Source organism: Anabaenopsis arnoldii, from assembly GCF_028331025.1.
Classification (GTDB): Bacteria; Cyanobacteriota; Cyanobacteriia; order Cyanobacteriales; family Nostocaceae; genus Anabaenopsis; species Anabaenopsis arnoldii.
The window spans coordinates 1-21,541 of sequence record NZ_JAQMUH010000033.1 but is presented as its reverse complement, the minus strand read 5'-3'; the positions used below and the strand labels follow the sequence as shown (position 1 = coordinate 21,541).

The following is a 21,541-nucleotide window of genomic DNA, read 5'->3' as shown; positions in this document are numbered from 1 at the left end:
GGATTTGAAGTACCAAAAAACAAAATTAAGTATCGCCTAACCATGATTTTACGTTTTGATACTATTAGCTGTGATATTGAAGTATGGATTGATCCGATGTGATCACCTCCATATATTCTTTTATTGCTTTTATGTTTATGTAAACATGGTAAACTTGTCAAGGATAATTATGATTGATCGCTACCAAAATCAACAACATACCATTTTTCATGGTGATACTATCAGCACCTTATCAAAATATATTCATGCAGATTCCGTAGATTTAATTTTTATTGATCCTCCCTATAACATAGGTAAGCAATTTAGCAATTTCCATGATAAATGGGAATCAGAAGCAGAATATTTAAATTGGTCATATCAATGGCTTGATCAGTGTATTCGCATTCTCAAACCAAATGGGACAATTTATCTCATGACCAGCACCCAAGCAATGCCTTATTTTGACATTTACCTGAGAAAAAAGTTAACTATTCTCAGTCGCATCATATGGCATTATGATAGCTCCGGAGTACAAGCTACAAAATACTTTGGTTCAATGTATGAACCCATTCTCCATTGCGTCAAAAATAAAAACAATTATATTTTCAATAGTGATAATATTAAAATTGCCGCCAAAACAGGCGCACAACGTAAATTAATCGATTACAGAAAATCTGTACCTACTCCTTATAGTGCGGAAAAAGTACCCGGTAATGCTTGGTATTTTCCCCGTGTGAGATATCGCATGGCGGAATATGAAAACCATCCTTCACAAAAACCGGAGTCATTACTAGAAAGAATTATTTTAGCAAGTAGTCATGAGGGAAGTTTAATACTTGATCCCTTTGCTGGTACTTTTACAACTGCTGCGGTAGCTAAACGCTTAGGGAGAAAATCTATCAGTATTGAACTACAGGAAGAATATCTCAAAATTGGTTTGAGACGGGTTTTAGAATTACTAGAATATAAAGGAGAGCAACTTTTACCACCTCAGAAAAATCATCAGGTTAAAAACAAAAATAGTAAAGAAATTGATTTAAATTTTATACAAGGGAGTATTTTTGATGCAAATACTACAACATGATTTTACGCAAACAATAATTACTATTATTAATAAATATTTCCCTGGTTATGGAGATATTATTTTAGGTAACAGTCAATTATTGCAATATATCAATCTTAAAACCAAAGCTGCAAACCGAGGTTCAAAATCAAGAGCTAGCTTTGCTAATCATTATGCTATATATGTTTTAATTGAAGATTATTTGCAAAAAGAATTTCATATTAAAAATGGCTACGAAGATTATGAAGGAGCACAATATAAAGCGCTTTTGAAGAGGCAAAGAGAACTACCTTTCGGTAGTAAACTTCAAAATCATGCTTTAAATCATCGTTTGAATCAAGAGTTTAAAAAATTTTTTCGCACATCACCTTATTTACCAATAATAAGAGATGCAGAAACTAATAGATATTGGATAAATCCAAATCTTTTAATAATCGAAGCTGATAATCAAGTAATCAATATTGCGGAACCTATTAGAGATATCATTAATGCTTATGTTAAAGCAAGAATGGACTCGTTTAATGAATTTATGATTTCTTGTGAAACACTGATGGCAATTCAGGAACAATCACCAGAAAAAGCAATTGAATTTATTAGAGGTTTATTAAAGCCAAATATAGATGCTAGAGTATTTGAGATTGTTAGTTATGCAATTTTAAAACAGTATTATGCTGACCAGAAAATATACTGGGGGTGGTCAGAGGATGAATTAAATATTGAGCATTTGATATTGTATAAAACAGGACGTACTAATGCTAATGATGGCGGTATAGATTTTGTAATGAAGCCTCTGGGACGTTTTTTTCAAGTGACAGAAAGTATAGATACGGGAAAATACTTTTTAGATATTGATAAAGTACAAAAATATCCAGTTACTTTTGTTATTAAAACTGAGCAAACAGTTGAATATGTACGGAAAAAAATAGAGCAAGAAGCAAGTATAAGGTATCAAATAAAGGATATTATCAATAAATACATGGAATGCGTGGAAGAAGTAATAAATATCCCTGAATTAATTCTTCGTCTTAATAAAGTATTAGAATTGAGTAAAGGACTCAAAGTAATTGAAGAAATAGTTCTACAAAGTCGAGTTGAGTTCAATATACACGAAGAAGGATTTGAGGACTAAGTTTTAAAATTCTTTAAATAAGAGGTAGAGAATAATTTTTCCCTACCTGTTTTCAGGTATCTTGAATCCACTACTCAAAAATAAAGTGAGATTGTCCCTTGTTTTCCCAGGTAAATTTTAATGATTTAGGGTTTGCAACAGGAAGTCTTTTCGTGGGGGTAGGGAACAGGGAACAGGGAACAGGGAACAGGGAACAGTTTCAGCTATCTGTCATCCCTAAATTTTCTGATTTATTTAACCCAAAATGTACACTTTTGATGGTAGAGCCTTCAAAAACCCTGCACCTGTTTTCTTTTTTAGCAACCTCAAACCTTTGATTTACAGCGCATTTCATCTGAGTAGGTACAAAAGGGCGGGCAGGATGCCCACCCCACAAGATTTATGATATTAAGGTGTGTACTTTATTTACTTGAAAAGTGCTGTATATAGGTTTTACATTTATTATTCAGCCAGCCCTATTTATTTCTCCCCAGATGCAAGCTTTAAGGGATACAATGGCTCTGATCCGTTTAATTGCCAAATTCTCCACACTAGTACAGCAGCTACAGTTAACCAAACACAGGAAAATGATAAAATCATCCCTGCTAAAGGATTAGTTTCCCAATAAATTGCTGTCACCACTAGCGCAGACAACCAAGGACCTAAAATCACCACCGGAACAGCAGCGCCTAATCTCCGTTCTACGGTAAAAATTGTATTCCAAGTATCCCCTAAAGCTAGATGTACCACAAACAGAATTAAAGGTAATACCAAAAATTGGTGATTCATTGTTTGCCAAACTAATACAGAGGAAATAACCCGCAAAACTGCTATGATCATCCAAACGATGGGAAATGCTAAAGGTGGGGGAGACCATCTGGGTCTAATTACTTGGTCATAGGTGGTACGAGAACGAGTATTATCTAAAAGGGAAAAAATCCGGGAACGGATACTTAAGACGGCAAAAAATAATGCAGTTAATGCAGTGCTAACCCAACTGGGGAAACCGGAATTATGATCAATGAATATGATTAATTTTTCCATTCCCAGCAACACAAGAATCATCACTGCTATTTGTAGGATAGTCCCTAGTTTATAAACTAAAACTGCGTTGATATCTAGTTCTTGTGTGGTCGCTTTTGAGGTGTTAGGGGGGTTTTGTTTACCAGGTTTGACCCCCATAACTGTGTTGACGAACTTTTCCAGTATTCCTGTTTTGGCTTGGTTCATAATCAAGAGATGGTGAGTAGTTGGTAAGTATTAACAATAATTAATTATATGATCATCTAATGTTAATGCACTACCAGCATAATCAAGAATGGCAAGAATTACAGACAGGAGACTTGATTATTAGTTCTTCTGTCCCTAGACGGGGTAATATTTGGCTGACTAATTTTGATCCACAATATCATATATGTTGTGGGGTGGGCATCCTGGACGCTCTAGTGTACCTAACTCAGATGACAGGGGCTGTAAAACTTACAAGCACAAATATTACACAATTATTTTTATTAAAAAGTAATATAAGTATTAATTTTTTTGTATATTTTTCTATGAATCACCAATCATTATAAAATACATATGAAATGTTTTGATACAGAGATTATGTATCAATAATTGTTATTTATTTATGAATATGGCGAAAAATAATCAGAGTCAATTTTTATCTAATCTTCAAGCTTACGCAAAGGAATTAACTAATAAATTCTCACTTTCTTCTGTCTCTTTTGGTGCTGAAGATCAACTGAAATCACCTATAGAAAATTTGTTAAAATCAGCAGCAAATATTCTGAATCTATCTATTGTAGTAGTTACTGAGGTACAAGAAAAGCTACTTTCAGGAAGACCAGATATGGGAATAACAATTAATGGTCTTTTAATTGGACATATTGAACTAAAAGCACCAGGAAAGGGCGCAGATACTAGTAAATTGAAAGGAGATGATAAACAACAGTGGGAAAAGTTTAAAAATATCCCAAATGTGATTTACACAGATGGTAATACTTGGGGACTGTATCGCACAGGTGAAAAGGTCGGAAAGATCATTAAATTTTCAGGAGATATTACTTGCAAGGGTGCATCAGCTATTAGTTCTCAAAATGCTAATGATTTACTAATATTATTACGAGATTTTTTCAATTGGCATCCAATTGTTCCTTCTACGCCAAAAGCTTTAGCAGAAATGCTTGCTCCTATTTGTCGGTTATTAAGAAAAGATGTTTTGAATGCTCTTGAGAATCCTGAATCTAATTTAAGTCAAGTAGCTAAAGATTGGCGACATTATTTGTTTCCTGATGCGGATAATCAACAATTTGCAGATGCTTATGCTCAAACCTTAACCTATGCACTTTTATTGGCGAGGTTTTCCGGTGCTGATGATCTATCTTTACCACAAGCTGTTAAAACTATTAGAACTGGTCATAATTTACTAGCTGATGCTTTAAAAATCTTAGGTGATGAAGGAGCACGCGAACAAATAGAAGTTTCTGTAAGTCTATTAGAAAGAATAATTGCAGCTATTGATATTACAGCACTAAATGAAAATGATTCTGAAGACCCTTGGTTATATTTTTATGAGGATTTTTTGGCTCAATATGATCCAAAGATGAGAAAAGAAAGAGGAGTTTATTATACTCCTATTCCTGTTATTAAAACACAAGTAAGATTAGTAGCTGAATTATTAGGAGAGCATTTTGATGCTGAATTTTCCTTTGTAGATGATAAAGTTATTACTTTAGATCCTGCTTGTGGTACAGGAACTTATATTTTAACAGCTATTAAACATGGACTAGATCAAATTAGTAATTTAAGAGGAAAAGGAATGAGAGTTTCTGCTGCTACAAATGCAGCAGCAAATATTCACGCTTTTGAAATCTTAGTTGGCCCTTATGCTGTTGCTCATTTACGTCTCACTCAACAAATTTTAAGTGAAGGTGGTACTTTACCTGAAAATGGTGTTCATGTTTATTTGAGTGATACTTTAGAATCTCCCTATGCTGAATTAAGTGGTAATTTACCTTTAATTTACAAATCTTTAGGTCAAGAATATAAACGCGCTCAAAAAATTAAACAAAATACACCGGTGATGGTTTGCTTAGGAAATCCACCTTATAACCGTCAAACAATTGATGAAGATGATTTAATTAATCAAAAAAGAAAGGGTGGATGGGTCAGATTTGGAGATGATGAGCAAAAGGTAGATGAAAATCGGCAATTAATTAAAAAACGTCCTATTTTAGAGGATTTTCTAGAACCATTAACAGAAATGGGTTATGGTGTTCATGCTAAAAATTTATATAATGACTATGTTTATTTTTGGCGATGGGCTTTGTGGAAAGTATTTGAAGCTAACACAGAAAATCAAGCCGGAATTATCAGTTTTATAACAGCTTCTTCCTATTTGCGTGGCCCTGGATTTGCGGGAATGCGTAAGGTGATGCGTCAAACGTTTGATGAACTGTGGATTATTGATTTGGAAGGTGATAATTTAGGGGCTAGAAAAACAGATAATGTGTTTGCAATTCAAACTCCTGTGGCTATTGCTATTGGGGTTTGTTACAACCAACCTCAACCTGAAGTTGCTGCTAAAGTTCATTTTACTAGAATTGATGGTACAACTCAAGAAAAACTAGCAGTTTTAGATAATATTCACTCTTTTAAAGATTTACAATGGCGTGAATGTCCCAAGAATTGGACTGATTTATTTTTACCTGTTAGTGATACAGATTATTGGAATTGGGCAAAGTTAACTGATTTATTTCCTTGGCAAGAAAATGGTATTCAATTTAAAAGAAAATGGACTATTGGTGAAAATAAGGAAGTTTTACATAAACGTTGGGAAAATTTGATTAATGCTAGTAAATCGCCAGGGATACAGAAAAAACTGTTTAAAGAAACAGATGCTAGAAAAATTAGTAAACAGTATTCATCTTTAGAAGATAAAGGAAATTTATTAGCTCCCATTGCTAATTTATTATCTAAGGATTTACCTGTAGAACCAATTCGTTATGCTTATCGCAGTTTTGATCGCCAGTGGGCTTTATTAGATAATAGATTGTGCGATCGCCCTAGACCCAATTTACGACGTTCTCACAGTGATCAGCAGGTTTATATGACAAGTTTATTAACTAATGTTATAGGTGAAGGTTCTGCTGCTGTTGTTACTGCTTTAATTCCTGATTTACATCATTTTCGTGGTTCTTTTGGGGGTAAAAATATTATTCCTCTCTGGAGAAATTCGCAAGGTAATCAACCTAATATTACGACTGGAGTTTTAGAAGTTATTAGTAATATACTCAATTGCAATATTTCACCACAAGATTTTTTTGCTTATTGTTATGCTATACTAGCAACTCCCAAATATGTCAAAGAATTTTGGCATGAACTAGAAACACCTGGACCAAGGATTCCCATTACTAAAAATAGGGATTTATTTATCAAAGTAGTGGAAATAGGACGCACTTTAGTTTGGTTACATACCTATGGTGAAAGGTTTGTTCCCAGTGGTAAAAAACCAGGTAAAATTCCTGTTGGTAAAGTTCGTTGTCAAGTAGGAATACCCAATACAGTCAATGATTATCCCACGGAATTTTCTTATGATGTGGGTACACAAGAATTAAAAGTTGGTAAAGGTGTATTTGAAAATGTCCGCCCAGAAGTTTATAATTTTAGTGTTTCAGGTTTAGAAGTTGTCAAGTCCTGGTTAGCTTATAGGATGAGAGACGGTGCTGGTAAAAAGTCCTCACCTTTGGATGATATTCGTCCTCAAGCTTGGCAATTTGATGGTGAATTGCTTGATTTACTGTGGGTTTTAGATGCTACTGTAGATTTATATCCTAGTTTATCTTCCTTATTTGAGGAAGTGATTAACAGTGAATTATTTGCAGCTACGGAGTTTCCACAACCAACAGAGTTAGAAAAGTCCAACTCTTTAGAAGTGGAGACAGAGTTACCAATTTTCAATATACAAGAAATAGATGCAGAAGGTGAGTAAGCACTTACAGCGGACTTCATCTAAGAGGATGTTTGTCAAGTCATGATTAGTGTATCGAATATTATTTGACCCCACCCTCACCTTTCCCTTATAAAGGGAAAGGGGACTGGATTTAAGGAATTAAAGGGGGTAAGGATGTGATGAAAATTACGGCTGACAACTTATCAAGCATCCTCTAAGTGGGTATGGCAGGGCGGGCAGGATGCCCACCCCACAATAGTTCTACAATTAATATCTGTATTTTATCTAGGTATAAACTGCTATAACTAAATTTTCAGAAGCTCCAAAATTTAAGGATATTGCTGGTGTGAAGGCGATCGCCTACTTTACGGTAAGTAGTTATTTAATATACATTTACAATTTTTTACTCAACTTAATTGTAAAATCAAACTCATAACGACTATGATTAAGACAGGAGAGCAAAGAAGGATGATGAGAGTTGAAGAAATCCCCTTAAATCAAATCAAACGCCCTTTACCCCGTGTCAACGACCCTGATAAAGTCCAAGCCTTAATGGAGTCTATTGCAGCGATCGGACAACAGGAACCCATCGATGTCCTAGAAGTGGACGGACAGTATTATGGTTTTTCCGGTTGTCACCGTTATGAAGCTTGTCAGCGCTTAGGTAAAGCAACAATCAAGGCGAGAGTCCGTAAAGCTACACCTAGGGTACTCAAGATGCACTTAGCATAATCGGATAGAAGTAAACAGGAGAAAAAATATGTCATCTCAAGCAACAGCTAAAAATGTCAATATCGGTATTGACGACGCAAGTAGAGCGAAAATTGCCGAGGGGTTATCTCGTTTATTAGCTGACACTTATACACTGTATCTCAAAACCCATAACTTTCATTGGAACGTTACCGGTCCAATGTTCCAAACCTTACATTTAATGTTTGAGACACAGTATACAGAACTGGCTTTAGCGGTAGATTTAATTGCAGAAAGGATTAGAGCCTTGGGATACCCAGCACCGGGAACCTACAGCGAATATGCTAAACTCAGTTCAATTGCGGAAACTGCGGGAGTTCCTAAAGCTAAGGAAATGATTAGCTTGCTGGTGGAAGGACAAGAAGCGGTAGTCAGAACTGCACGCTCTATTTTTCCTGTATTGGAAGAGGTGAACGACGAACCCACCGCCGACTTATTAACTCAACGGATGCAAGTTCATGAGAAGACCGCTTGGATGTTGAGAAGTTTACTGGAAGAATAACCTAAAAAATATTTACATGAAACTTTTGTGGGGTGGGCATCCTGCCCGCCCATGGTATGTAAGTTAAATATGTCACAGCTTAACCAATGAGTAATCACACCCAAAAGCTGCAAAATTTGATGCAGCGTGTAAATATCCCTAGTTTTAAAGCCTTAAGTCGTGATGCTGGGGTTTCAGAACGGCAAATTTTACGGCTGCGACAAGGGAAATTAACACAAATGCGGGTGGATGTGCTGCTGAAGTTATCCCAAGTGCTGAAGATTTCATTGGGTGAATTAATAGAGACTTTTTCACCGGTGACTACTCAGGATGACCTACCCCGGAGCCAAACGGAGATAGAAGCATTAAAAACAGAGTACCAGCGATCGCAACAGCAATTAGAACAACAGCGAGAAATGTTAATACAGGAGTTCCAGCAGTCGAGTTTACAACTACTGGAATCTTTATTATTACAATGGCCCACAGTAGCCTATAAAGCTGAGGAAAATCCCCAGCTAGCTGCAATTAAAATTGTCCCTTTGGTGCAGAAACCCTTAGAAAGACTGTTACAGGAGTGGGGAATAGAGGCGATCGCCCCAGTGGGAGCAGAGGTAGCATATAATCCCCAAATGCACGAATTAATCGAAGGGACAGCAGAACCAGGCGCAACAGTGAGAGTACGTTACACAGGCTATGTACAAGGCGAAAAGCTACTTTATCGAGCTAAAGTCAGTTAGGTGGGCTTTCTTACTTTTCAGACATCCTCTGAGAATTGTGTTCCCAGCTAGAGGCTAAGAAACGAGATTGTCAAACCGGATTGCTATATAATACTTGTAGTGAGTAGGACACAAATAAAAATGTCAGAAAAAACTTTTGATATTGCTTACTTATCTGAAAATTTAGTTGATTTATTATCAGATATTCAAAATCATGTGGAAATTACTCTAACTCGTCAGGGCGTTCCTTGGGCAAAAGTTTTACCTCTTGAGCCAGAAGACTCTACAGTTGAAAAAGCGGGTTTAAATCATGGCTCAATGGCGATCAATGGTGAAGAAGTCTTAGAACCAAGAGTTCCAGGTTTTTGGCAAGGACAAGTTAAGATTTCTGAGGATTTTGATGATACTTTGGAAGAGGTGATTGCTGCTTTTTATGGTGAAGACTAATGAGTTTTTTGTTAGATACTCATATCCTGTTATGGTTCTTAGAAAATGATTCTAAGTTGTCAACTCAGGTACGAGAAGTAATTATTAATCCTAAAAATATAATTTTTGTTAGTGCTATTAGTGCTTGGGAAATTTCGATTAAACAGTCTTTAGGAAAGTTAATAGCTCCTAATAATTTAGAGGAAGCTTTGCGTTTTAGTCGATTAGAGGTTTTAGCGATGAAATTGGCACATGCAATAAAGGTTGCTGATTTGCCAATGCATCATAAAGATCCTTTTGATAGAATGTTAATTGCTCAGGCTTTGGTAGAAGGTCTAACAATAATTACGGTAGACCATAAGTTTAAATTGTATGATGTTCCGTTATTAATAATTGCATAACAGGGGTTTAGATTTAATCTTCTCTTGGCAGATAGTTTATATGGTGAAAGTGGTAAAAATTTTGTAAGTGTCCTCAATGAATTAAATCTTAATTTTCTGGTAGCGATTCGCTCAAATCACAGATAATGGGGAATTACAGACTCGGAAGTAAAATACTCTGATTGGCAAAGATTCAAGCGTGTATTCTCAGATTTAAGTTACGAAAATAGATATAGCAATCCTAAATGATTCATGAACAATTTCTGTTCGGTGTGTTCCCTGTTCCCTGTTCCCTGTTCCCTGTTCCCTTTCCTCACTGATAATTTCTCAACTCAAATAGGATGACTATATGTGGGAAAAAATCAGAAATTAGATATTGGCAAATAACGACAATTATCTGACGGTTGTTTTCAACTTCAAATGCTTGTCAATAATCTAACTCCTTCAATTTTTCAAAACTGCAATATCCCGTATTTCCACTTTTCCTCTGCCTAGAGTGACAAAAGAGGGTTAATAGGGGATGAGGAAAGTAGGGTAATTTTCCCCATCCCCAGTTTTGAATTAAGCTGGATAAATCCGTAACCGCCGATTTGGTTCTTCCCCAAAACTATCAGACTTGAGTCGATAATGTTCTACCAACTCATGCTGCATCTTCCGTACCTTAGAAGAACGGGGTAATAACTCTACAGGCTGTCCTTTAGGAATTACAATCTGCTCCACAGCCAGTCTAGCTTCTTCTAGGGCATCCACCTCATCATCAGTGCCACTGTGTAAAAACAGTTGTAGTTCTAGCTCATCGGTCATTTCCGGATCTTCCATGTTCAGCAACCGCCGCAAACCACGGGTAATCTGGGGAATTGTACTAGCCTTAATCATGTGAATTGGCACATGACGGGCTTTAGCCATTTGCCTGAGTTTCGCCTGGTTTTTCACGTGCGATCGCAGTGCTAAAATTGCATCAGATGTGTCAATGTCTTTAGTCAAAATCACTGGCAGATTTAATACACCAATCACCTGTTCTAGTTGGTGACGACTGACACCATAGGGATAAATATGTAGTGGTAAATCTTCACCATTGGGGCCGGTGTATCTACTGGTCTTGACATCAAAACTCTCAGAATAGTTAAAAGACTCATCTAGCAAGCGGTCAAACTCAGTAGGTGCACTTACCCGCTCCCGTTCTAAAGACAGGGGAGGTAGTGCTACCATTTGTCCTGATGAACGCCAGCCATTAGTTGGTCGCACTGGTGGCAAAGATTCCTCTGTGCTGGGAAACTCCCCACCCAGACCTTTAACCAGGGATAACTGCCGCGTAATGGAAACCTTCCCCTGGTCATCTACGGTTCTAGTTTGTGGGCTAGGCTGACGACCTCTCAGGAGGGTATCTACAGTATCAGCTACACTTTCATGTATTACCCAGCGCTGCCGTTCTAACATTTCCACAGCAATTTCAAAAGTCGGTGGGGCTTTGCGCTCCAGAACCGTTTTTTGACTACCCCGCCTTCTAGCTTCGTCATCCCCTAAAGTCACAGCCTGAATACCGCCAACTAAATCAGAAAGGGTCGGGTTTTTAATCAGGTTGGCAATTTGATTACCGTGAGCAGTACCAACTAACTGTACACCCCGTTCCGCAATAGTCCGAGCCGCTAAAGCTTCTAATTCCGTACCAATTTCATCAATAACGATCACTTCTGGCATATGGTTTTCCACAGCCTCAATCATCACCTGATGCTGTAGTTCCGGTTGTGCGACCTGCATCCGTCTAGCCCTACCAATAGCCGGGTGCGGCACGTCACCATCCCCAGCGATTTCGTTGGATGTGTCAATAATTACTACTCGCTTACGTAAATCATCCGCCAAAACCCGGGCAATTTCTCTTAAAGCCGTGGTTTTACCCACACCTGGTCGCCCCAGCATCAGAATTGATTTACCAGTTTCCACTAAATCGCGGATCATGCCAATAGTGCCGAATATTGCCCGACCCACACGACAGGTCAAGCCAATAATTTTACCACTGCGGTTACGGATAGCACTGATACGGTGTAAAGTTAGCTCAATTCCGGCTCGGTTATCTCCGCTAAAAATTCCCACGCGCTGAATACAATCGTCGATTTGTGCTTGAGTCACCGGTGTTTCGCTCAGATACTCAGCTTGATTGGGAAAGCGAGCCTCTGGACAACGCCCAAGATCCAAGACCACTTCTACTAAATTATCTCGTTGGGGATGACTCTCTAGAACTTTCTGCAGGTCTTGGGGTAAAATGTCTAATAACTTTTGAAGGTCTTCTTTAATCGTCATGCTTTCTATGGTGACCTTTTGAGAGATAACGTTTACACTGAAGGCGGCCAAAGTGAAGGAGGAGTTATAGCTCCTGCTATGACTTGATCTGGGAAACTAGGGAATGGGCAAGCTTGACTGCTCGCCAGAGTAATTCGGGTTCTTCTTCCAGGCGCGGTTTGGCCTTAACACTGGTTTGACTCACCTCCTGATTCTCTAACTGTTCGAGCACTGGTGACAGCAGCACACGGGCGTAGCTACCGTAAGCGATGCCAGAAACATGAGCACTGTTGAGAGATTTCAATAGCCCCATTGCTTTTAACTTAGCAACTGTGTAGCTATTAGTGCCACCTGCTAATTGGACATACCCCGGTAAGTTAGCTGTCAAAACTTTCTGCCCTAATTTCACCGTTGCTAAGGTGGTGCCATCCCCAATATCACCACTCATAGGGCGGCCGTCTGTCTGCCAAATTAAGGCACCAGATAAGGGTGTGATTATCTCAGTAATTTCTCGGAGGTAGTCAATTATTCCCTCCCCATCTGGGCAGCTAATGGCTACTAATTGCAGTTGGTCAGCCCATGGTGCAATTGTTTGCCATAGTTGCCTAAATTTTGCCAAATTTCCGACTTTTGTATGAATTTCTAAGGCATCTACTACCTGGGAAATCACTAATGGTGCGATCGCTGTGCCACTGGATATATAGGATTTTGTATAAATTTTATCATATGGGCAAATGGGTAGGCAACGTCCACAGCCGTAACACTTTTGGGCTTCAACCCCCGAAAATTCACTTATACTGTTAAATACGATCGCTTGTGCTGGGCAAATAGTTTCACAGGGTCTAGAGCAATCTGGGGGACACTCACTAGAGTTAAACTCGGCTTTACGAAAATGGGGATCTTCCCCATCGTTCAAGCTCACCATCAAAAAAGGTACATTGCCCTGATAGCTATAACCCCTCAGTTGTGCATCCTTGACCAAACTCTTGGCTACTTGTAACCCTTCCTGGGCCGCTGCGATCACAGCAGGGTCAGCAGCCACATCTATACAGTCAGCACCCGCCAATGTATAGGCTAATGTTAAACTTCTGACGGCCGGCAAATGTTGGTAGCTGGCTCCGCAGATCAGTTTGAACCAGTTTCCTGCTTTCAAGGATTGTAAAGGGGCTAACAAATCAGTCACATTTCTATTATGCTGTTATCAAACTAAAAATAGTAGTCTCGAATATATAAAAAAGTCTTGATTTTCTGAATCTTAAGTTCTTAGTAGTTAGAGTCTCATTGTGTGAATAGTCTGTCAAGCCTCTATAGATAGATATTTGGCTGTGACTATTTGATTTTTTGCATAAATTCATACCTCCTGGTATTCATTGCTGCTGAACAAGAATGAACGCCAGGAATTGAGGGCAATTCCCCATCCGGGGGGTTTGACTGTAATTGAATCTAGGCATACAATAGCGGCTAATTCAGTCCCCCAATATTATTTAGCGGCCAAAAACGGAGTACAGCACGACCGATAATATTCTCCCGGGGAACAACACCCCAGCAGCGGCTGTCATAGCTACTGTTGCGATTATCACCTAAAACTAGGTATGAGTCAGGGGGTATGGTTTGCGTTTGTGCTAAGTATGCTTGCTGGGCGACTGATGTACAAACATCAATTTCTGTGCGCTGCTCGGAGGACAGGTAGCTAAGTTCCTTCAGGGGTTGATTATTAATGTACACTTGCCCATCCTTAAGTTGTACCTTTTCTCCTGGTAGGGCTACTATACGTTTAATAAACGCGTCTTTGTATTGTTCGTTTTGTAGTGTTTGTGTGGGAGAAAAGACGACAATATCTCCGCGCTGTGGTCGAGAAAACCTATATTTCAATTTATCGACAATTATCTTGTCTGCCTTCCACTGGTCGGGAGTACCATTGAGTGTAGGCTCCATAGAGCCAGAAGGAATCCAGCGAGCTTCGGCTACAAAGGTACGAATGCCTAGAGCTAGCACAATGCTTAATACAACTGTTCTAGCTAGTTCGGCAAACCACGAATTATCAGATTGTTGAGCGGAGTTGTTATCAGACACTTGATTTTGCATGAAATTACTGAAAATTTGGCAGGAGGACAGTAATTAACTCGTTGGCGGAGAATATATTCTTTAATCTTAACGAGTAAATTCTGTTTTCTGAGTCGAAGTGATCATTGATCATAAAAGCTTGAAGCCATTAAAAATTAAGTTTTTGTGCTTTGGGATGCCAAAGGTAGTCAGGATATGTAAAAATACATCCCAATCAGGGAAATTAACTGGCAATCAAGTTCATCCTAAAAGCACGAGTATCTGTTCAAATCCTATTAACCTCATGTCATCTCCATATAGTTTACTAATTCGCGGCGCTAATATTATTCTCCCCAATGGTGAGTCAATGGTGGGGGATGTGCTAACGCGCGATCGCCAAATAGTCGAAGTTGCGCCCCAGATTTCCACCACCGCACCAACTACAGAAATTGACGCTCAAGGGTTAACTTTGTTGCCGGGAGTTATTGACCCCCAGGTGCATTTCCGGGAACCAGGCCTAGAATATAAGGAAGACTTGTTTACAGCCAGTTGCGCCTGCGCCAAAGGTGGTGTGACTTCCTTTTTGGAAATGCCTAACACCCGCCCGCTGACTACCACTCAGCAAGCTTTAGATGATAAGTTGCAACGTGCAGCCAGTAAGTGCGTGGTTAATTATGGCTTTTTTATTGGCGCTACCCCTGAGAATCTGCCAGATTTACTTTTGGCAACGCCGACCCCAGGAATTAAAGTTTTTATGGGGTCGATGCATGGTCAGTTACTGATGGATCAAGAAGAGGCTTTAGATGCTATATTTGCTCGAGGCGATCGCCTAATCGCTGTTCATGCGGAAGACCAAGCGAGAATTAACCAACGTCGTCAGGAATTTGCCGGTATTCATGATCCGGCGGTTCACTCTCAGATTCAAGATAATCAAGCGGCACTTTTAGCCACTCAATTAGCCTTAAAACTTTCTCGTAAATATCAACGCCGTCTGCATATCCTCCATATGTCCACGGCGGAGGAAGCTGAGTTACTGCGTCAGGATAAACCAAGTTGGGTGACAGCAGAGGTAACACCACAGCATTTAGTATTAAATACTAGTGCTTATGATACAATTGGCACTTTAGCCCAGATGAATCCACCTTTGCGATCGCCCCATGATAATGAGGTACTGTGGCAAGCTCTGCGCGACGGTGTGATTGATTTTATTGCTACAGACCACGCCCCCCACACCTTGGCAGAAAAGGCCCAAGAATACCCCAATACTCCCTCTGGAATGCCGGGGGTAGAAACTTCTCTACCAGTGATGTTAACTGCGGCTCAGGAAGGTCGCTGTACTGTGTCTCAAGTGGTTAATTGGATGTCTCACGCCGTGGCGGTGGCTTATGGTATCCCTAATAAGGGGGCGATCGCTCCTGGTTACGATGCGGATTTAGTTCTAGTAGATTTAAACACCTATCATCCTGTACGCCGGGAGGAACTGTTAACTAAGTGTGGTTGGAGTCCTTTTGAGGGCTGGAACCTCACAGGATGGCCTGTAACCACTATCGTCGGTGGTGAAATTGTTTATGACCAAGGTAAGGTAAATACACAAGTACGGGGACGGGCTTTAAGCTTTATCTAGTGAATTGATCTCGGTGGTTGAGCGAAGTCGAAACCACAATACCCCCTGATATTCTGTTCCCTTCGACTGCGCTTACCGGAACTTATTGATCTCGGTGGTTGAGCGAAGTCGAAACCACAATACCCCCTGATATTGTTCCCTTCGACTGCGCTTACCGGAACTTATTGATTTCGGTGGTTGAGCGAAGTCGAAACCACAATACCCCCTGATATTGTTCCCTTCGACTGCGCTTACAGGAAGATATTGATTTCGGTGGTTGAGCGAAGTCGAAACCACAATACCCCCTGATATTGTTCCCTTCGACTGCGCTTACCGGAAGATATTGATTTCGGTGGTTGAGCGAAGTCGAAACCACAATACCCCCTGATATTGTTCCCTTCGACTGCGCTTACCGGAACTTATTGATTTCGGTGGTTGAGCGAAGTCGAAACCACGATACCCCCTGATATTCTGTTCCCTATTCCCTATTCCCTGTTCCCTCAAACTAAAAAACTTTGTAACTCACGATCATGGGAAATACTATATGTCAATATACAATCTGATGTTTATAGCTATTTTCACCTACATAGATTTATAAGTATAACTTCTGATAAAAATCATTTAAATAAATTAATCTCATTCATCTACTATCAGTAACTGTTGCTCTGTAAATCCCCAATCCCACAGGGGAATACCACTGACAAGGATAAGTTGAGGATATATATTTTGAATATGAGTTTTTGTGTGTAAACTATCCGGATTTTGGATTTAAACCAGGTATTCAATAACTAGGGTTAAGTAAACAGGCATTTTTTTCAAAACTATGTTTGATACATATAAAAATTTTGTATTCATTTAATTGAAGGTCTGAAAACTTAATTCTGATATTTCTGATTATTTTTGATTTTCTTCCTTAACTTTGCTGACTAACTTAATACTAGGGAGCAAATCGGAACAAGACCAGATGAATCAGCATCCTATGACAGACACTTAACCACTATTTATCGGGACAATCAAAACAATGAAGCAATAGGAATAACAGTAGTGGCGGCAGATAAAAAAACAGTGTAAGTATTAAAAACTGCTGGCAACTTTAGGGATATTGCTGATCAAAGCAATCTCGTCGGATGGTTTGAGTTAGTTGACATACCTATAGTTCTATATTATCTGCGAGAATAGGTAACCCTAGTTAACCGCAGTCAACAGCTAGTAGGTGTCAATTATCCCCGGTTTAAATGTTGAGGAATATTTAATTGATTTTGGAATCATGAAAACAACAATGATAACTGTAAGTTTTGCTGATGAGCGTGGTAGTGGTAGATAGTGGTATCTTCATGCATTTAGTATGAATATTCCACAAGCAAGGTTATTAGGAAAATGCTGCACCTTGACAACTGTCAGTGTTAATACTTTAACCTTTTCTCAAATTGATAACCTTAGTTTCACTACTCAGGCGATTTTTCGCTTGAGCTTTTGTGCTGAGATAAGTTTCTCTGTTTTGAGAAAAGATTTCTCAACTTCTATAATATCCTGTTTTCTGGGTGCAATTCGTTTGATCGGATAACCAGCATAAATTGTGAAAGATTGACAATTTTTATTCACCAGGCTTAAAGTACCAATTGCTACACATTCCTCAATAATTACTCCGGGTAAAATAAATGAAACGCACTGGTATGGATAACGATTACATGATTCGAGTTCTCAGAGGATGTTTCATTGACTCTACATTAGATTCCTCTCAGCCCTTATGTCAAGCCTAATTAAGATGCTCTTACTCTGTATCAACAATTGGGGATTGTTTGATTAATATAATCGGAAATCATCGTAAAAGTGTTCAAATCATCAAAGTCCTCATCAGGTATTTTAATCTCGTATTTTTCCTCCAATAACATAAAGATATTCATTTTGTCTAGAGAATCAACCCCCTGTTGACTTAGTGGCACATCTGCAAATATTTGTTGTTGTGGTTTAATGGTACTTAAATCCAACTCTCGAACAATCTCGATAATATCTTGGGCAGTACAGTAACTCATAAATTCTCCTCAAAAATCACTAGATTAAACTAGATTAAAATTATATTATACTATATACGCATCAGCACATTAGTAGCCCATGACAAACCTACACCAAATCCACTAATCAAGATTTTTTTCACATGATTTTTATCGATAAAATCAGATAAGATGATGGGTATGGAAGAAGAAACTGTATTTCCATACTCATGGGCAAAGAAAGGGACTTTTTCTGCCGCTATCCCTAACCGCTGGCGGATGGAATCCACAATAAATTTACTCCCCTGGTGTAGAATAAACATATCAATATCTTCTATGTTAACCCTATTCAAACTTAATGCTTTTTTAACATCTTGAGGAATGTTCTGCACACAAAAATTATAAACAGCCCTGCCATTCATGACTAAATTACCATTCTCGGTTTTTAATTCCTGAGCACCTTTGCCTAAAGTGTTATTTGTACTGACTCCTATGCTCAAAACTGGCTCGTGGGATAATAAGGTTACAGTAGCCGCATCACCAAATAGTAGAGATGTATTTTTATCATCGGGGTTAATGATTTTAGAATAAGGATCACAAGTAAATAGTAACCCCCTATTATATCCTTGTGATTCCATCAGGGCTTTAAGTATAGTTAACCCGTAAACATAACCCGAACACCCCAAGGATATATCAAAGCAAGCACAAGTGGGAGGGGCGTTGATATATCCGTGTATCTTCCCAGCAATATGAGGAATATTTTCGCCGGGAGTTTGAGTAACAACGCTGATGCAGTCAATTTCATTACTATTAATCGTAACTTTTTTTAAAAGCTCTGTGTAAGCCTGGGTACATAAATCAAAGGTGGTTTCTGATGGCGAGGCAATAGCAACCTGTCTCACTCCTAATTTATTTTCTATAAAAGAGGAATCTAAACTAAATTTTTCCAGGTAATTATAATTGCTATGTCTATTTGGGGGAATATAATAAGCAACTTCTTCTATACCAATCATAGGTTTGTTAATTGCATCAGGTGTTACTTGGGCTAAGGGAAAAACAAATATAACCGCACTCGGTATCATCTAAAATGATGGCACTTTTGGTTAACCTTGTACCTAAACAGGTTTTTAACATAATTTTCATGGTGTCAAAATATATATCTTTTAGAGGTTTTTCGGTAAAAATTTCCGTGAATAACCATTTCCCAGGATTTTGGTAAAAATACTGCATATGTAAGCTTTTATTAGCGGCGACAACTATTTCTATGGGAGTATAGGGAAAATCTGCGATAGAAGCAAAAGCAACTGTTTTGTGATCTAAATCAAAGACACATTCGGTGATAATTGCTTCTTCGTTAAACGCAATCCGATTTTGTACTTCTGCTTCCCTTTCTATCAATTCACATCTATATTTAACATCATTAATTTCAAAGCTAAATACCGCCTTGGCACTAGTATGATGTGATTGAAACACGGCGCGCAGGGGGTGTTGAGCAAAATTTCTAAATACTAGTTTAGTTTTACTCATTAGATGAAAATCAGTAATACCAGTAAATTCCATAATCCCATTACATAGAGCATTATACACATCTGAACTCTGTAAATAATTGCGTGTGCCTTTGAAGGGAATTTCTATATCAAAATCCGGTATAATGATCATCCTTTGCTTTCCTTTAAATATTTAGTAGTATGTTGGCGGTGATTGTAGGCAAAGTTGCCCGAAATAACCTCTCCCTCCTTCACATTACTAATGACAACACTGCCCATCATGATTTGAGCATTTTTAGCCACATGGCAACCATGAGTAATGCTAGATGAAGCCCAGATTTTTACTCCGTCTTCAATACGAGCCACACCCGCAATGACACAATTACCAGCAATAAAACATTGATTACCAACATAGGCATCATGGCCAATATTTGTCATGATGCCTATATAAGTGTTATTACCAATAGTTGTGGGTTCTGGAAACACGGAACGGACAATTACTGAGTTCGCTAAAATATTTGTATGATTACCAATGACCACACTGCCCGCATGATGTACTCTCAAAGCAGTACCATCAGTATCCCAAAGTGGCATTAATCCATCTGTACCAATCACCGTACCAGCTGCAATATAAGTTCCTTTCCCAATCACCACATTATCCCCGATAATCACCTGGGGTTCAATGACTACACCATCATCAATCAAGGACTTAGGAGAAATAAGGGCTGTGGGATGTATTTGACATAAATTTCCCCTGCCAAATTCCATCACCGGCGATAACAGCCCTTGGCTTTGGAGATGATTGTAAAGACGATAATATTCTAACCTGGGAGTGTCACTAATAACACAGGAAATGGGACATCTTTCGGCAAACACCCTGGTTGTAATTATGGCTGAAACATAAGGATTCTGTACCGCTTGCTGGAAAAACTTTTCATTTTCACAATAGACTAAAGCTCCTTCATCTTCAGCATCGGGTTTATTAAGATGGGAAAAATCGCCATCTTTAATAATTCTTTGGTCGGGGAAAAGCTGAGATAGTGATAATTGATTATCCGGCACTCTTATGGGCATTACTGTTAATATCTCCTAGACTTTAATCCTTGTTACCTGGTTTCTTTTTTTTAAGTTTAATAAAATTATAAAAATTTAATAATTGTGTATACTCCGGTTATCAACTTATTTCTTAGCTTCTAATGGCAAAAAACATTTCTCTGGAATAAAGGGGGCGGTAATAAGGTTTTAACTGGAATTTGATTTTTACACCAGTAAAGCACTTCTAATTCTGGAATGATAATTGCAGCATCAATTTTTTCCTCAGCACAAATTGAGGTCATGATATTATGATATTCAGGATTACTACAGAAAGGAACTCTATATATACGATCATAAAGTCCTTCATATAATCCATATGGATTTTCGCAAATATCAGTACCAATAATTCGCACATTATTGAATATTGAACTCTTTTTTAAACTTCTTACTACGGATCGAGAAGTAACGCCACAAGCTCCTGTAATTAGAATTTTTGTATTTAATAAATTTTTAACCATTTCATTTTTTATATCAAAATATCTTAAACTGAGATTAGAGTTTATGAGTTATTTGCTTGATTTACTAGTTAAGTAGATAATCTGACATATTTTTCCTATATCCTCCTCAGAAATCGCTGTCCCCGTGGGTAAAACCAACACCCTCTGACCTAACTTCTCAGTCTCAGGTAACAACAAACCCGCATGGGGGAAATAAGAGCGATAGGGTTCCATACGGTGACAACCGGGATAAAAATAGCGCCGCGCAATCACATTCTCAGCATGGAGAATCTTGATTAACATATCCCGACTAACTTGGGCTTTCTCCTCGTCTATCTCCAAGACAATATACTGATAGTTATGCTTTTCAGCCTGATTCACAGGAAACAAGGACACCCCAGGAATACCAGCTAAACCTTCTTGATAACAGTCATAGTTGCGGCGGTTAACCTCAATAAACTCCTCCATACTTTCTAGGGAAGTTAACCCCATAGCGGCGGATACCTCCGACATTTTACCATTAGTACCTAAATAGATGACATTATCAAAACCAGAAAAGCCAAAGTTTTTCATTAACCGCAGCTTCTGATTTAACTCATCATCATTGGTAACAATTGCACCCCCTTCAAAGGTATTCATAAACTTGGTCGCATGGAAGCTAAACACCTCCGCGCTGCCAAAGTTACCAATCATTTTACCACCGTGGGAACACCCAAAAGCATGGGAAGCATCAAACATCAGCTTGAGATCA

At 38.5% G+C, this 21,541-nt stretch carries 19 protein-coding genes and 1 pseudogene; 10 read left to right on the top strand and 10 right to left on the bottom strand.

The genetic code is table 11. From position 1 onward, the window contains the following. Positions 1-169: 169 nt before the first annotated feature. The gene (yhdJ, locus tag PN457_RS02325; RefSeq protein ID WP_271731071.1) at positions 170-1,063 is read left to right on the top strand and encodes an adenine-specific DNA-methyltransferase; all 894 of its coding nucleotides are present in this window, start codon (positions 170-172) and stop codon (positions 1,061-1,063) included. Then, on the top strand, positions 1,044-2,171 hold the full coding sequence (locus PN457_RS02320) for a restriction endonuclease (RefSeq protein ID WP_271731069.1): 1,128 nt from the start codon (positions 1,044-1,046) through the stop codon (positions 2,169-2,171). The genes yhdJ and PN457_RS02320 overlap by 20 nt, the downstream gene beginning before the upstream one ends. Positions 2,172-2,630: 459 nt before the next feature. Here the strand turns inward: PN457_RS02320 and PN457_RS02315 are convergent, their stop codons facing one another. Continuing rightward, complete coding sequence (locus PN457_RS02315) at positions 2,631-3,380, bottom strand: TspO/MBR family protein (RefSeq protein ID WP_271731068.1); 750 nt, start codon at positions 3,378-3,380, stop codon at positions 2,631-2,633. A 400-nt stretch (positions 3,381-3,780) separates the two neighbouring features. Here PN457_RS02315 and PN457_RS02310 point away from each other — a divergent pair, with 400 nt between their 5' ends. The 7 genes and pseudogenes from PN457_RS02310 to PN457_RS02280 form a co-directional block, all read left to right on the top strand. Further along, a complete protein-coding gene (locus PN457_RS02310) occupies positions 3,781-7,143 on the top strand; it encodes a type ISP restriction/modification enzyme (RefSeq protein WP_271731065.1) in 3,363 nt (1,120 codons plus the stop codon). A gap of 429 nt (positions 7,144-7,572) precedes the next feature. Next, positions 7,573-7,836, top strand: a complete 264-nt coding sequence (locus tag PN457_RS02305; RefSeq protein ID WP_271731064.1) for a sulfiredoxin — start codon at positions 7,573-7,575, stop codon at positions 7,834-7,836. A gap of 28 nt (positions 7,837-7,864) precedes the next feature. Further along, positions 7,865-8,356 carry a Dps family protein gene (locus tag PN457_RS02300; RefSeq protein ID WP_271731062.1) on the top strand — a complete coding sequence of 164 codons (492 nt, stop codon included), beginning with the start codon at positions 7,865-7,867 and terminating at the stop codon, positions 8,354-8,356. An 86-nt stretch (positions 8,357-8,442) separates the two neighbouring features. Further along, positions 8,443-9,072, top strand: coding sequence for a nucleotide exchange factor GrpE (gene grpE, locus PN457_RS02295; protein WP_271731060.1), 630 nt, complete (start codon positions 8,443-8,445; stop codon positions 9,070-9,072). Between the two features lie 120 nt (positions 9,073-9,192). Beyond that, positions 9,193-9,498 carry a hypothetical protein gene (locus tag PN457_RS02290; protein ID WP_271731058.1) on the top strand — a complete coding sequence of 102 codons (306 nt, stop codon included), beginning with the start codon at positions 9,193-9,195 and terminating at the stop codon, positions 9,496-9,498. Further along, positions 9,498-9,878 carry a type II toxin-antitoxin system VapC family toxin gene (locus tag PN457_RS02285; protein ID WP_271731055.1) on the top strand — a complete coding sequence of 127 codons (381 nt, stop codon included), beginning with the start codon at positions 9,498-9,500 and terminating at the stop codon, positions 9,876-9,878. Before PN457_RS02290 ends, PN457_RS02285 begins: the two co-directional genes overlap by 1 nt. Before the next feature lie 3 nt (positions 9,879-9,881). Next, a pseudogene (locus PN457_RS02280) lies at positions 9,882-10,091 on the top strand (IS701 family transposase); the annotation flags it as partial. A 327-nt stretch (positions 10,092-10,418) separates the two neighbouring features. Here PN457_RS02280 and PN457_RS02275 read toward each other — a convergent pair. From PN457_RS02275 to lepB, 3 genes are all read right to left on the bottom strand, one after another. Then, complete coding sequence (locus tag PN457_RS02275; protein WP_271731053.1) at positions 10,419-12,155, bottom strand: R3H domain-containing nucleic acid-binding protein; 1,737 nt, start codon at positions 12,153-12,155, stop codon at positions 10,419-10,421. A gap of 76 nt (positions 12,156-12,231) precedes the next feature. After that, positions 12,232-13,317 (bottom strand): circadian clock protein LdpA, encoded by a 1,086-nt coding sequence (gene ldpA / locus PN457_RS02270; protein WP_271731051.1) that lies wholly within the window; start codon positions 13,315-13,317, stop codon positions 12,232-12,234. A gap of 278 nt (positions 13,318-13,595) precedes the next feature. After that, positions 13,596-14,219 carry a signal peptidase I gene (gene lepB / locus PN457_RS02265; RefSeq protein WP_271731049.1) on the bottom strand — a complete coding sequence of 208 codons (624 nt, stop codon included), beginning with the start codon at positions 14,217-14,219 and terminating at the stop codon, positions 13,596-13,598. A 262-nt stretch (positions 14,220-14,481) separates the two neighbouring features. On the opposite strand from lepB, the gene PN457_RS02260 reads away from it, so the two are divergent. After that, positions 14,482-15,801: a dihydroorotase gene (locus PN457_RS02260; protein ID WP_271731047.1), complete on the top strand. Its 1,320-nt coding sequence runs from the start codon at positions 14,482-14,484 to the stop codon at positions 15,799-15,801. Between the two features lie 1,760 nt (positions 15,802-17,561). On the opposite strand, the gene PN457_RS02255 is transcribed toward PN457_RS02260, so the two are convergent. The 6 genes from PN457_RS02255 to PN457_RS02230 form a co-directional block, all read right to left on the bottom strand. After that, positions 17,562-17,813, bottom strand: coding sequence for an acyl carrier protein (locus PN457_RS02255; RefSeq protein WP_271731046.1), 252 nt, complete (start codon positions 17,811-17,813; stop codon positions 17,562-17,564). 50 nt (positions 17,814-17,863) lie between these two features. Beyond that, positions 17,864-18,784 (bottom strand): ketoacyl-ACP synthase III, encoded by a 921-nt coding sequence (locus PN457_RS02250; protein ID WP_271731044.1) that lies wholly within the window; start codon positions 18,782-18,784, stop codon positions 17,864-17,866. A gap of 16 nt (positions 18,785-18,800) precedes the next feature. Beyond that, complete coding sequence (locus tag PN457_RS02245; protein WP_271731042.1) at positions 18,801-19,430, bottom strand: hypothetical protein; 630 nt, start codon at positions 19,428-19,430, stop codon at positions 18,801-18,803. Further along, positions 19,427-20,332, bottom strand: a complete 906-nt coding sequence (locus PN457_RS02240; protein WP_271731041.1) for an LbetaH domain-containing protein — start codon at positions 20,330-20,332, stop codon at positions 19,427-19,429. Before PN457_RS02240 ends, PN457_RS02245 begins: the two co-directional genes overlap by 4 nt. A 119-nt stretch (positions 20,333-20,451) precedes the next feature. Beyond that, positions 20,452-20,811: an ATP-grasp domain-containing protein gene (locus PN457_RS02235; protein WP_271731040.1), complete on the bottom strand. Its 360-nt coding sequence runs from the start codon at positions 20,809-20,811 to the stop codon at positions 20,452-20,454. Between the two features lie 48 nt (positions 20,812-20,859). Beyond that, a partial coding sequence (locus PN457_RS02230) for a DegT/DnrJ/EryC1/StrS family aminotransferase (protein WP_271731037.1) occupies positions 20,860-21,541 on the bottom strand: 682 nt, incomplete at its 5' end.